Annotated in this window: 10 protein-coding genes; 5 read left to right on the top strand and 5 right to left on the bottom strand. The window is 58.8% G+C overall.

The genetic code is table 11. The features are described from left to right. Positions 1–2 precede the first annotated feature (2 nt). Positions 3–461, bottom strand: a complete 459-nt coding sequence (locus F3J41_RS11160) for a DNA polymerase III subunit chi (protein WP_021506718.1) — start codon at positions 459–461, stop codon at positions 3–5. A 303-nt stretch (positions 462–764) separates the two neighbouring features. Continuing rightward, positions 765–2,276 carry a leucyl aminopeptidase gene (pepA, locus tag F3J41_RS11155; protein ID WP_021506719.1) on the bottom strand — a complete coding sequence of 504 codons (1,512 nt, stop codon included), beginning with the start codon at positions 2,274–2,276 and terminating at the stop codon, positions 765–767. Positions 2,277–2,543: 267 nt separating this feature from the next. Between pepA and lptF the strand changes: the two genes are divergently transcribed. Together lptF and lptG are read left to right on the top strand one after the other, a co-directional pair. Continuing rightward, positions 2,544–3,644, top strand: a complete 1,101-nt coding sequence (lptF, locus tag F3J41_RS11150) for an LPS export ABC transporter permease LptF (protein WP_031279533.1) — start codon at positions 2,544–2,546, stop codon at positions 3,642–3,644. Further along, the gene (lptG, locus tag F3J41_RS11145) at positions 3,644–4,720 is read left to right on the top strand and encodes an LPS export ABC transporter permease LptG (protein ID WP_021506721.1); all 1,077 of its coding nucleotides are present in this window, start codon (positions 3,644–3,646) and stop codon (positions 4,718–4,720) included. Before lptF ends, lptG begins: the two co-directional genes overlap by 1 nt. A gap of 114 nt (positions 4,721–4,834) precedes the next feature. On the opposite strand, the gene F3J41_RS11140 is transcribed toward lptG, so the two are convergent. The 3 genes from F3J41_RS11140 to F3J41_RS11130 form a co-directional block, all read right to left on the bottom strand. Next, complete coding sequence (locus F3J41_RS11140; RefSeq protein WP_166711158.1) at positions 4,835–6,112, bottom strand: DUF445 domain-containing protein; 1,278 nt, start codon at positions 6,110–6,112, stop codon at positions 4,835–4,837. 23 nt (positions 6,113–6,135) lie between these two features. Then, complete coding sequence (locus tag F3J41_RS11135) at positions 6,136–7,638, bottom strand: helicase HerA-like C-terminal domain-containing protein (protein ID WP_166711157.1); 1,503 nt, start codon at positions 7,636–7,638, stop codon at positions 6,136–6,138. A 170-nt stretch (positions 7,639–7,808) separates the two neighbouring features. Further along, positions 7,809–9,383 (bottom strand): ABC transporter substrate-binding protein, encoded by a 1,575-nt coding sequence (locus F3J41_RS11130; RefSeq protein WP_371815464.1) that lies wholly within the window; start codon positions 9,381–9,383, stop codon positions 7,809–7,811. Between the two features lie 525 nt (positions 9,384–9,908). Between F3J41_RS11130 and F3J41_RS11125 the strand changes: the two genes are divergently transcribed. From F3J41_RS11125 to F3J41_RS11115, 3 genes are read left to right on the top strand one after another with little or no spacing between them, the layout of a single operon-like run. Continuing rightward, entirely contained in the window at positions 9,909–10,640 is a 732-nt protein-coding gene (locus F3J41_RS11125) for a gluconate 2-dehydrogenase subunit 3 family protein (protein WP_166711155.1), read from the top strand. Positions 10,641–10,672: 32 nt separating this feature from the next. Further along, complete coding sequence (locus F3J41_RS11120; RefSeq protein WP_021506726.1) at positions 10,673–12,442, top strand: GMC family oxidoreductase; 1,770 nt, start codon at positions 10,673–10,675, stop codon at positions 12,440–12,442. Between the two features lie 4 nt (positions 12,443–12,446). After that, the gene (locus tag F3J41_RS11115; protein WP_166711153.1) at positions 12,447–13,697 is read left to right on the top strand and encodes a cytochrome c; all 1,251 of its coding nucleotides are present in this window, start codon (positions 12,447–12,449) and stop codon (positions 13,695–13,697) included. The last annotated feature ends 87 nt before the right edge of the window (positions 13,698–13,784 follow it).

The raw sequence follows: 13,784 nt of genomic DNA, 5'->3' as shown, positions 1-13,784 counted from the left end.
TGCTATGTCGTTTGCGGCGGGGGTGGCGTCGCCGTATTCAATTGGAAACCAACGCTGCGATACGCTTTATAGCGGTCGCGCGCCAGTTGTTTCAGGGATTCTTCATAAGGTACGAAGTCTATCACTTCATGGAAACCGGTAGCAAAATCTGCGAACTGCGGCAGCAGGCTGATCAGCAGATCGCGCGGCGCACTGCCGCGTCGCTGCGGCCATGCCAGCTCAACCGGCGCGCCGTAGCGCGGGCCTTCGCCGGCCAGGTTGTGCGGCACAAAGGCGTTGGCCGGACGCTGCCACAGTGCTTCATCCAGCCGATTGGCCTGCTGTTCATCTTCGCAGGCAATCAGGATGCGCTTACCGTCTCGCCAGCGGCTGGCGGCCAAATCGCACACCAGCGCTTCGATGGCGCTTAAGCCGTCGCTGGCGCTTTCAGACTCCATGACGAAGAAGGTGGCGTTTTTCATGGCAGGTTATTTCCATCAATGACAGTGGGGCGCATTGTGCGACAGTAAGATTGCGGCGTCCAATAATAAGGTCGCCATCAATGGCGACCCTGTAAACAGTGCGGCTGATAATCAGGTCGCCGTGAACGGCGACCCTACACCCGTAGGGTGCGCATTCATGCGCACCGTTTCAATGGCCGCACGGTATTTAACGTATTTATACGCACCATCACACCCGTAGGGTGCGCATTCATGCGCACCGTTCCAATGGCCGCACGCTTTCAAACGCATTCATACGCACCGTTGCAGCATTCGCCCCGGCTCTTAATCGTCGCCGTTCAGGCCAGCGCGGTTCAGCAGGAACTGCGACAGCAGCGGCACCGGACGGCCGGTCGCGCCTTTGGCTTTGCCGGAGCGCCAGGCGGTGCCGGCGATATCCAGGTGCGCCCAGTTAAACTTGCGCGCAAAGCGTGCCAGGAAGCAGGCGGCGGTAATTGCGCCGCCCGGACGGCCACCGATGTTAGCCATATCGGCAAAGTTAGACTCCAGCTGCTCCTGATACTCATCGGCCATCGGCAGACGCCACGCGCGGTCGCCCGACTGCTCTGACGCGCTGATCAGCTCGTGCGCCAGCGGATTGTGGTTCGACATCAACCCGCTGACGTGATGGCCCAGCGCGATCACGCAGGCACCGGTCAGGGTAGCGACGTCAATCACCACTTCCGGATCGAAGCGCTCAACGTAGGTCAGCGCATCGCACAGCACCAGGCGGCCCTCGGCATCGGTATTCAGCACTTCAACCGTCTGGCCAGACATGGTGGTCAGCACGTCGCCCGGACGCATCGCGCGTCCGTCCGGCATGTTTTCACAGCCCACCAGCACGCCGACCACGTTCAGCGGCAGATTCAGCTCCGCCACCATGCGCATCACGCCGTACACCGAGGCCGCGCCGCACATGTCATATTTCATCTCATCCATCGCCTCGGCAGGTTTGATGGAGATGCCGCCGGAGTCAAAGGTCAGCCCTTTACCTACCAGCACGATAGGGCGCGCATCGGCGTCGCTGCTGCCTTTGTACTCAATCACCGACATCAGCGACTCATTGTGCGAACCGGCACCGACCGCCAGATAGGCGTTCATGCCCAGCTCTTTCATCTGCTGTTCGCCAATCACGCGGGTGGTGACGTTTTTGCTGTACGCATCGGCCAGCTGACGTGCCTGCGATGCCAGATACGCGGCGTTACAAATATTCGGCGGCATATTGCTCAGGTCTTTCGCCGCTTTGACGCCGGCGGCAACGGCCAGACCGTGCTGAATAGCGCGCTCGCCACTGGTCAGCTCACGGCGGGTCGGCACGTTGAACACCAGCTTGCGCAGCGGACGGCGCGGCTCAACTTTGTTGCTTTTCAGCTGGTCGAAGTTGTACAGCGCCTCTTTGGAGGTTTCTACCGCCTGGCGCACTTTCCAGTAGGTATTGCGCCCTTTAACGTGCAGTTCGGTCAGGAAGCACACCGCTTCCATCGAACCGGTATCGTTCAGGGTATTGATGGTTTTCTGAATCACCTGTTTGTACTGGCGCTCATCCAGCTCGCGCTCTTTACCACAGCCGATCAGCAGGATACGTTCGGACAGGATATTTGGCACATGGTGCAGCAGCAGCGTCTGACCCACTTTGCCCTCCAGCTCACCGCGGCGCAGCAGCGCGCTGATGTAGCCATCGCTGATCTTATCCAGCTGCTCGGCAATTGGTGACAGACGACGCGGTTCGAAAACGCCAACCACAATGCAGGCGCTGCGCTGTTTTTCCGGGCTACCGCTTTTTACACTGAACTCCATGCACTCTCCTGAATCTTAAAGACAACGGCCTTAGCTGTCGTTAGAATGTAGCGCGTTCGTAACCCATTAATTTGTTGCGACGCCATGACAATTTAACGCCGGCGGCCATAATGAGTGGGGTGACAATGTGTTGTTTTTTCACCACCCTAACGCGTTCGTCATACTATTTTAGCTACCATGACGGCCATTGATGAAGAAAAATGGCTGATAAGCGTTGAAACTAGCGATTTTCCTGCAAAAAGACAAGTTTTCACAGGCGTACTAAGCGTGATCATCATTAGATATCTGGTTCGGGAAACGCTCAAAAGCCAGCTGGCTATCCTGTTCATCCTGCTACTTATCTTCTTTTGCCAGAAGTTAGTCAGGATTTTGGGTGCGGCGGTGGATGGCGAAATCCCAACAAATCTGGTTCTGACATTGTTAGGACTTGGCGTGCCTGAAATGGCACAACTTATCCTGCCCCTAAGCTTGTTTCTGGCGATTTTAATGACCCTTGGGCGGCTGTACACCGAAAGTGAAATTACGGTGATGCACGCCTGCGGGCTGGGTAAAGGCGTCCTGATTAAAGCGGCGATGATCCTGATGCTGTTCACCTCGCTGGTGGCGGCGGTCAACGTGATCTGGCTTGGCCCGTGGTCCTCGCGCTATCAGGATGAAGTGACACAAAATGCCAAAGCCAACCCGGGAGCGGCGGCGCTGGCGGCGGGGCAATTCCAGACCTCCAGCGACGGCAATACCGTGCTGTTCGTCGAAGACGTGAAAGGCAACAAGTTCGGCAGCGTGTTCCTGGCGCAGCTGCGACCGAAGGGCAATGCACGGCCATCGGTGGTGCTGGCCGACAGCGGTCACATGGAGCAGCACAAAGATGGCTCGCAGACCGTGACGCTGGACAAAGGCACACGCTTTGAAGGCACGGCGCTGCTGCGTGACTTCCGTATTACCGACTTCGTCAATTATCAGGCGCTGGTGGGGTACAAAGAGGCGGTGCTCGATCCTAACGATGCCGATCAGGCCGATATCAGCACGCTGATAAAAACCAAAACGCCGCAGTTCCAGGCGGAGCTGCACTGGCGTCTGACGCTGGTGTTCGCTGTGCTGGTGATGGCGCTGATGGTGGTGCCGCTCAGCGTGGTTAACCCGCGCCAGGGCCGCGTGCTGTCGATGCTGCCGGCAATGCTGCTCTACCTGATCTTCTTCCTGCTGCAGAGCTCACTGCGCTCCAACGCGGCGAAAGGTCGGTTTGATCCGGCGATCTGGATGTGGGTGGTCAACCTGGCGTATCTGGCGCTGGCGGTGGCGCTTAACGTATGGGATACCGTGCCGATGCGCCGTTTCCGCGCGCGCTTTAGCCGTGGAGGATCCGTGTGATGTTTAAGGTCCTTGACCGCTATATCGGCAAAACCATCTTCAACACCATCATGATGACGCTGTTCATGCTGGTGTCGCTGTCGGGCATCATTAAGTTCGTCGATCAGCTGCGTAAAACCGGGCAGGGCGCGTATACCGCGCTGGATGCCGGTTACTACACGCTGCTCAGCGTGCCGAAAGATATTGAGATCTTCTTCCCGATGGCGGCGCTGCTGGGCGCGCTGCTGGGGCTGGGCACGCTGGCGCAGCGCAGCGAACTGGTGGTGATGCAGGCCTCCGGCTTTACCCGTCTGCAGGTGGCGCTGGCGGTAATGAAAACCGCGATTCCGCTGGTGCTGCTGACCATGGCGGTGGGCGAATTTGTCGCCCCGCAGGGCGAGCAGATGGCGCGTAACTACCGGGCGCAGCAGCTGTACGGCGGCTCGCTGGTTTCGACGCAAAACGGCCTGTGGGCGAAAGACGGCAACGATTTTATCTACATTGAGCGCATTAAAGGCGACAACGAGATCGATGGCGTCAGTATCTATCGCTTTACCGACCAGCGGCGTCTGCTGAGCGTGCGCTATGCCGCCACCGCAGTCTGGAATAAAGATCGCAAACTGTGGGAGCTGTCGCAGGTGGATGAGTCGGACCTGAAAGATCCGAAGCAGATTACCGGTTCACAGAGCCTGAGCGGCGAATGGAAAACCAATCTGACGCCAGACAAGCTGGGCGTGGTGGCGCTGGACCCGGACGCGCTGTCGATCAGCGGTCTGTATAACTACAGCAAATATCTCAAACAGAGCGGCCAGGAATCCGGGCGCTACCTGCTGAATATGTGGGGCAAAATCTTCCAGCCGCTGTCGGTGGCGGTGATGATGCTGATGGCGCTGTCGTTTATCTTTGGTCCGCTGCGAAGCGTATCGATGGGCGTGCGCGTGGTCACCGGCATCAGCTTTGGCTTCCTGTTCTACGTGCTGGATCAGATCTTCGGGCCGCTGAGTCTGGTGTACGGTTTACCGCCGGTGCTGGGCGCGATTCTGCCAAGCGGCGCATTCTTCGCCATTAGTTTGTACCTGTTACTGAAGCGGCGGTAGTGATGGTTGCAGGGGCGCGATTCAGGACGCCCCTGTCATTCCCGCACCGTTACCGTAGGGTCGCCATTCATGGCGACCTTTTTATTCATGGTAACCAGGTCGATGCCCGCACCGTTAGCGCAACGTCTGCACCCAGCCCGGCAGCTGCGACAGCAAAAACAGCACCAGGCCAATGGTACCGCCCACCAGCGTGCCGTTGATGCGGATAAACTGCAAATCACGGCCAATGTTCAGCTCAATCTGTTGCGACATCTCGCGCGCATCCCAGCTCTTCACCGTATCGCTGATGTGACGGGTGAGAAAAGCCGCAAACTCCGGCGCGACACTGCGCGCAGCGTCTTCCAGATGCTGATTCATTGAAGTACGCAGTGCTTCATCGGCGGCGAGCGTTTCGCCCAGCCACAGCGCCGCCAGCCGCACCCGCTCCTGCACGCGCGAATCGTCACTGTTGAGGTCGCTCTTCAGCCAGCGGCGCAGGTCCTGCCACAGCTCGCCGATATAACGGTTAAACGACTCATCCTCTTTCAGCCAGTATTTGATGGTCTCAGCCCGTTCGGCCATCTCCGGATCGCTTTTCAGTCGCTCTATCAGGCGCTGTACCGCGCGGTTAAAACCGAGGCGGAATTCGTGGCCCTGGTCGCGCGCCACTTCATCCAGAATCGAATCCACCGCGTTGGCGACCAGCTCGGCGCTGTGTTCGCCCAGCCATTCGGTCGGCAGCACTTTGGCCTTGATCGGATGTTCGCGTTTCAGCCAGCGCACAATCTGCAGCGCGATAAACTCGCGCGTGCCGGGTTTGTGCAGCAGACGCAGCAGTTGTTGCACAGCAGCGTCCAGCAGCTCCTGGTGGCGATTGTTTTTGGTCAGGCTGTCCAGCAGCAGCGCGCTGGACTGGGTCAGATCGACCTTATCCAGTGCGCGATGCACCGCGCGGCGCAAAAAGCGCTGAATACGCTGATCGTCAGTAAGATCGAGGAAACCGCGCATCACCTGCAGCAGATGGCGACCAAAGCGATCGGCGTTGCCCGGCGTATTGAGCCACTGCGCCAGCAGCTGTGACGGATCGTGGCGGCGAATCAGTGCCAGCAGCGAATCGGTATCGAGAAACTTCTCCTGCACGAAGCGGCCAAGATTCTCGCCGATGCGATCTTTGTTGCGTGGAATGATTGCCGTATGGCGCGAGATGAACGGTACCGGCACGCGACGAAACAGCGCCACCACCGCAAACCAGTCGGCCAGCGCGCCGACCATCGCCGCTTCGGCAATCGCCTTCAGCCCCAGTACCCAGAACGTGGGCGGCAGAAACAGCGTCACGACAAAGGTCGCGGCGGCAATCAGCAGCAGCGACAGGGCCAGACGCTTGCTCCGTTTTAATTGTTGATATTTATCCATACCACGATCATAGCAGAGGGCGATTAACGGCGGCGTCCACCGAGCAGACTGCCCAGCACGCCGCGGATGATCTGATTGGTCACCTGGCGCGCCGCGCTTTTCGCCACGCTCTGTACCACGCCGTCGCGCTTGCCGCCGCGCGGCCCGGTGCTGCCGAACAGAATCTCTTTCAGCCCGCCCAGAATGCCGTCATCCACCGCCACGCTATTGCCTTTGCCGGGCGGCGCATCAGCCTGCTGCGGCGCGGCCTGTACGCCTTGCTGCAACATTTCGAACGCCGATTCGCGATCGACGGCACTGTCGTATTTACCGTACAGCGGCGAATGGTTAATCAGGCTGTTGCGTTCATCAGGAGTGGCCGGCCCCATGCGCGAGCCTGGCGCGATCACCATGGCGCGCTGCACCATCGACGGGCTGCCTTTCTCATCGAGGAAGGAGATCAGCGCCTCGCCGGTGCCCAGCGCCTGAATCGCCTCCACGGTATTAAACGCCGGGTTGGCGCGCATCGTTTCGGCGGCGCTTTTTACCGCTTTCTGGTCTTTCGGCGTGAAGGCACGCAGCGCATGCTGCACGCGGTTACCCAACTGACCGAGCACATTATCCGGAATGTCCGCCGGATTCTGCGTGACAAAGTACACGCCAACGCCCTTCGAGCGAATCAGGCGAATTACCTGTTCCACTTTTTCCAGCAGCACCGGCGGCGCGTCGTTAAACAGCAGATGCGCTTCGTCAAAGAAGAACACCATCTTTGGTTTTTCCAGATCGCCGGCTTCCGGCAGCTGTTCATACAGTTCCGCCAGCAGCCACAGCAGGCTGGTGGCGTAGAGTTTCGGCTGCTGATAAAGCTTTTCCGCCGCCAGGATATTGATGAAGCCTTTGCCGTCAGCGTCGCAGCGCATCCAGTCACGGATATCCAGCATCGGTTCACCAAAGAAGTGTTCGGCACCTTGCTGCTCCAGCGCCAGCAGGCCGCGCTGAATGGCGCCCACCGAGGCGCTGCTGATATTGCCGTACTGCGTCTGAAACGCTTTGGCGTTATCACCGATGTATTGCGTCATGGCGCGCAAATCTTTGAAATCCAGCAGCAGCAGGCCCTGATCGTCGGCGATACGGAAGATAATTTGCAGCACGCCGGACTGCACCTCATTGAGGCTGAGCAGTCGCGCCAGCAGCAGCGGGCCGAGATCGGACACCGTTGCGCGCACCGGATGGCCCTGCTGGCCGAAGATATCCAACAGCATCACCGGATTTTTCTGCGCCTGCCAGTCGGTGACACCAATCTTCGCCAGCCGCGCCAGCAGCTTTTCCGAGCCGTCGCCCGCGGCCGCAATGCCGGAAAGATCGCCTTTGACATCGGCCATAAACACCGGCACGCCGATGGCGGAGAAGGATTCTGCCAGCTTTTGCAGCGTCACGGTTTTACCGGTGCCGGTCGCACCGGTTATCAGTCCGTGACGGTTAGCCATGGCGGGCAGCAGATGCAGTTGAAGGTCAGGCGTCTGGGCGATCAGCAGTGGGGTAGTCATGATGTTTGCGCTCTCCGGCATTGCGTAATGACTCAAAGAATAGCAAGCGGTGCGCGGGAGAGAGAGGGATATTTGGGTGAAAAATAAGGGGAGTTCCGGTTGCTGCCCGCGCGATCGGCCCTTCTCCCGCGGGCGGGAGAAGGCTGGAATGAGGGGCAGCGCGCACCAACCTACCTCTTCTCTACCGCATCGAAAAACAGCAGGCTCACGCCGATGCCTTGCTGCACGTGGCTGACATTATTGCGCACCGCCACCTGCTGTGCGCCCTGCAGCATCACCACGAACGGCGAATCCTGCTGTACGCGCTGTTGCAGTGCGGTATACAGCGCGCGGCGCTGGCTGGCGTCGCTCTCACCGGCTGCGGTGCGCGTCTGCGCGCTCAGTTCGGGAATCTCCCAGCCGACGCGCCACGCCAGCGTTTTAGAGCCGCCCGGCACGTTATAGGCAAAGGCGCTGGCGTTGGTATTCGGATCCACATAGTCGGCGCCCCAGTAAATAAAGATCGACTGGAAATCACGTCCGCGCATTTTGCTCCACAGTTCCGATTCCGCCACCGGCTGCAGCTCAATCTGCACGTCGGCTTTGGCAAAGCTGGCCTGCAGCGCCTGCGCCACGTCGATGTACGGCGGCTGGTTGATCACCGTCAGCGAGAATTTGCTGCCGGGCCTGATACCGCCCTGCGCGAGGATCGCTTTGGCTTTGGCCACATCGTAATGGAACGGCTGATTCTCCAGCGCGCCGTCAAAGCCCTGCGGCAGGAAGCTCTGGTGAATACGGTACTGGCCTTTCAGCAGATCGCGTGAAATGGCGTTGTAATCCACCAGCCAGCGCGCCGCCTGCCACAGCGCCGGATTACCCAGCGCCGGCTGCGCTTTGTTTTGCGTATTAAACGCCAGGTAATAGACCAGGCTCGACGGGAATGCCTCAATGCGCAACTGCTGGTCGTTTTTCAGCGCATCGATCTGGTCCGGGCCCAGCTGGTACGCCACATCGACATCGCTCTGCTGAATCAGCAGGCGGCGCGCACCGGCATCGGCCACGCCTTTCAGCAGGATGCGTTTCAGCTGCGGCTGCGGGCTGGCGTGCGGATTTGCGCTCAGCACCAGCGCCTGCTGCGGCACATATTGCTGGATGCTGAATGCGCCGCTGCCCGCGGAATGAGTGTGCAGCCAGCCGTTGCCGCTGTCGTTGGCGATGATGTGCTGCTGCACGGTTTTGCTGTCCACCACCGAGGCTACCGGCGCGGTCAGCAGGCGCAGCGCCAGGTCCTGACCAATCTGCGCCGGCCACTGAATCTCCAGCTGATGATCGTTCACAACCCGCAGCTGGCTGGCGATGTTGTCCGCCGTCCAGCCAAACTCAGCGAGAATAAACGACGGGGCTTTGTTGAGCTGAACCGCGCGCGTCAGCGAAAACACCACGTCCCGCGCGGTCACCGGGTTACCGCTGACGAAATGCGCATCCGGTTTCAGGTTAAACACCAGGCTGTGCGGCGTGCTGCCGGGCTGCCATGAGGTGGCGAGCAGCGGCGCGAGTTTTTGTGGCGCATCGCGATCGGCCTCTACAAGCGTCTGATAAATGTTGCGCTGCACGCTATTGCTGACGGTCTCAAAACTTTCTGCCGGGTCGAAGCTGATAATGCCGTCGAGCGGCACGGCCACCACCAGCGTGTCTTTTGGCGTGGCGGCCTGCAGGGCAAAGGCGCTGCTGAATAAGGTGAAGAACAATAAGAGTGCTCGCATCATGATTATCCTGAGTAATTGATGCGACGACTTTATCGCTGTCGCGCTGCTGGCTAAATGCCGGTTTGTTCTGAGCTGTGCCGGAAATAACAATTAATACCGGCAATTAACTAATCGGTTATTTTGTGCGCGCGCTGCCATATTCAGGAAATAAACCGCTCAGACGTTGCGCATTGAGCCAATAAGCGGTTATAGATAAGAATAAGCTCTGGTATGGAAGTATGATTTTTTCTGATTAATTAAGCTTAGCGACTATTTCTCACGCCGATTTGTTTCAGTCATTTGCCCAGTCTCTGGCGCTAATCTCCTGGCATTTGTACGGTTAAAAGCGCAATTCCCGCTGCGAAAGCGCGTCCACAGCGCCTGGCGACTTTTCGTCAGGTTGATGGTTTCTCATCAAAACACATTTCTAATTTAATGCTTACATCCTGAAATATCTGTATCCATAAGATTGCCAGCTTGTTTGCCGATTTATAAATCTATTAACAAAAATAATTCCCTTTCTTAGCAAGTGAGAGTCGTCGCGCCATGCTTTTAGAAAAACCGACCACCAGACGTAAGTTTTTACTTGGGTCGTTGCTGGCTTTGCCATTAAGCGACCTGGTTTTAAAAGGACTGACTGCAGCCCAGGCTGCGGAAATGGCAGCACCGGACCTTGCCGACTATAAACCGATCTTTTTTAGCGCTGAGGAGTGGCAATTTATTCTGGCCGCGACCGATCGCCTGATCCCTGCCGGCGGCAACGGCAAAGCGCCGGGTGCGCTGGAAACCAACGTGCCGATCTTCATTGACCAGCAGCTGCACAGCCCTGAGTTTGGCGCAGAGATCTACCTGCAGGGGCCGTTTGACGTGCACGCGCCCGCCACCATGGGCTATCAGATCCCGTTCACGCCGCAGCAGATGTATCGCACCGGCATCAAACTGGTGGAGCAGTGGACGCAGAGCACCTACTACAAAGCGTTCTCTCAGCTGACGTTGGCAGAGAAAGACGCGGTGCTGACCAAAGTGAATAAAAACGACGGTATCGACTTCGCCGCGCTGGGCGAACCGAACCTGAAAGCCTCGCAGTTCTTCAGCCAGCTGCTTTCCGATACCAAACACGGCTACCTCGCTGACCCGATGTACGGCGGCAACAAAGGCATGAAAGCCTGGATCGCCATCGGCTTCCCGGGGGCACGCGCCAGCTTCACCGAGTGGGTGAAGCAACACAACGTACCGTATCCGCTCGGACCGGTCAGCCTGATGGGCGAACGCGCCTGAATCCCCGTATTTGGTATGTGAGACAGAAAAACATGGCACAGATTACAAAGAAAGAAGTCGACGTCGTGGTGTGCGGCCTCGGCTGGGCCGGCTCGCTGATGAGCATCGAGCTGGCAATGGCCGGTCTGGACGTACGCGCCCTTGAGCGCGGCGGCGAGCGCGACTACCCGGATTTCGCTTACCCGAAACCGGCCGATGAGTACGCCTATAACGTGCGCAACAAAGTGTTCGCCACGCCAAAAGAAGTGGCGGTCACCGTGCGTTACAACATGGACCAGACGGCGCTGCCAACCCGCAAATGGGGCGCATTTGCTCCAGGTACCGGCGTCGGCGGCGCGGGCATGCACTGGACGGCGGTACTGATTCGCCCCACGCCCACCGATATCAAACTGAAAACCTACGTTGATCAGGCCTATAAGCCCGGCATCCTGCAGGATGACATGCGCGTGATGGACTTCCCGTTCACCTGGGATGAGATCGAGCCGTATTTTTACAAGTTTGAGCTGATTTGCGGCCAGTCGGGCACCACCGGCAACCTGCGCGGGCAGATTCTGGAAGGCGGCGATCCGTTTGAAGGCCCGCGTTCTGAGCCGTATCCGCTGCCGGCGCTGGACGATACGCTGAATAATGTGATGTTCAAAGAGGCGGCGAAGAAGCTGGGCTATCATCCGTTCCCGAACCCGTCAGCGTGCGTCTCGCGCGCGTGGAAAAACCCGTACGGCAACCAGATCGCTCCCTGCAACTACTGCGGCTACTGCTCGAAATATCCGTGCCTGAACTACTCAAAAGCCTCGCCGCAGACGGCGGTGATGGACGCGCTGAAGCGCATGCCGAACTTCTCCTATGAAGTGCATGCGGAAGTGTACAAAGTGGTGCTGCACGACGACGGCAAAACCGCGAAGGGCGTGCTCTATTTCGACGCTGACGGCAACGAAGTGTTCCAGCCGGCGAAGATTGTAGTGCTCTCCAGCTTCCAGCTGTATAACGTGCGCCTGATGCTGCTGTCCGGCATCGGCAAGCCCTACAACCCGATTACCGAAGAGGGTGTCGTCGGGCGTAACTATGCGTTTCTCTCCAACGGCGGCGCCACGCTGTTCTTCAAAGACAAGAACTTCAATGCTTTCGCCACCGCTGGCGCGACCGGTCAGATGTTCAACGACATCTCGCCTGGCAACTTCGACGGTCCGGGACTCGGCTTCCTCGGCGGCGCCAAAATCCACAGTTCGCAGGCAACCGGTACGCCGATTGGCACCGCGCTGCCGAAAGGCACACCGAGCTGGGGCATGGGGTACAAAGAGGGGCTGGAGCAGTGGTACAACCATTCGATGAAGATCAGTATTACCACCACCTGCCAGTCGTACCGCGATATCTATCTGGATCTGGATCCGCACTACACCGACCATCGCGGTCAGCCGCTGCTGCGCATGACCTTTAACTGGAAACAGAACGAGCTCAAGCTGCAGCAACACCTGAAAGGCATCGTTGGCGATATCGCCAAAGAGCTGAATCCGGACAGCATGAGCATGAGCTTCCTGCCGATGGGCGCTGACTTTGACCTGACCAAATACGTCTCTACCCACAACGTGGGCGGCGCGGTGATGGGCGACAACCCGAAAACCTCGGCGCTGAACAAGTACCTGCAAAGCTGGGATGTGCACAACGTGTTTGTGCCGGGCGGTAACGCTTTCCCGCAGAACTTCCAGGCGAACCCGACCGACACCATCGGCGCGATTACCCTAATGGCGGCGCAGGCTATCAAAGAGCACTATTTGCAGAATCCCGGCCCACTGGTACAGGCATAAGCACATGAAATTAAAATCATTGTTAATCGCTCACGCGGTGCTGCTGGGCAGCTGTGCGGTGCAGGCGCATGCAGCAGATGACGCATCACTGATTAAAAAGGGCGAGTATCTGGCGCGCCTCGGCGACTGTATGGCGTGCCATACCGTGGCGGGCAAAGCGGATTACGCCGGCGGGCTGGCGATTGAGTCGAACCTCGGCACCATTTACTCCACCAACATCACGCCGGATAAACAGCACGGCATCGGCAACTACAGCGAGCAGCAGTTCTCGGATGCGGTGCGCAAAGGCGTGCTGCCGGACGGCTCGCGCCTCTACCCGGCGATGCCGTACCCGGATTACGCCAAAATCAGCGATGAAGACCTGCACGCGCTGTACGTCTACTTCATGCAGGGCGTGAAGCCGGACAGCGCGCAGCCGCCGGAAACAAAGCTGAGTTTCCCGTTCAGCCAGCGCTGGGGCATGCGTTTCTGGAACTGGGCGTTTACCTCAGACAAGCCGTTCCAGCCGATTGGCGGCGCGTCAGCGGAGGTTAATCGCGGTGCTTACATCGTGGAAAGCCTCGGCCACTGCGGCAGCTGCCACACGCCGCGCGGCCTCGGCATGAACGAGAAGGCGCTGGACAGCAGCGACGATCGCTTCCTCGCCGGCGGCAGCCTGAATAACTGGGAGGTGCCGTCGCTGCGTGGTGTGCCACGCTGGAGCGAGCAGGAGATTGTCGATTATCTGCAAACCGGACGTAACGATAAAGCCGCGGTGGGCGGCGAGATGACGTCGGTGGTGGAGCACTCCAGCTCGCACATGACGGATGCCGATCTGCAAGCGATTGCCGCTTACCTCAAGTTCCTCGGCGGCAACCCGCCGCTGCAGGCGTACGACGTGCAGGCGCAGCAGAAGACCGAAGCGAAGCTGACGGCGGCGAAGAATCTGTCCGAAGGCGAGCGTCTGTATCTCGACAACTGCGGTGCCTGTCACTTTGTCACCGGCAAAGGCGCGCCGGGGATCTTCCCGGAGCTGGATCAGGCCACTATCGTCAATGCGCAGGATCCCAGCGGCTTGATTCACACCATTCTGGCCGGTGCGCAGCAGCCCTCAACGGAGAAAGCGCCGTCGACGCTGGCGATGCCGCCGTTTGCGTATCGTCTGACCGATGATGAAGTGGCGCAGCTGGCCACCTTTATTCGTCAGGGCTGGAGCAACCACGCGCCGGCAGTGACGAAAGAACAGGTGGCGGATGTGCGGAAAACGCTGCACTAAAACCTAGCGGCGCGATCTGGCGCGCTGTCCTGATGGCAATGCCCGGCGTCGTGTGATGTCGGGCATTGTGCGATGAATCGCACCGCT

Origin of the sequence: Pantoea sp. Ap-870, from assembly GCF_011752515.1 — a bacterium.
GTDB classification, from domain to species: Bacteria; Pseudomonadota; Gammaproteobacteria; order Enterobacterales; family Enterobacteriaceae; genus Pantoea; species Pantoea dispersa.
This window is presented reverse-complemented; position numbering and strand designations above follow the sequence as displayed.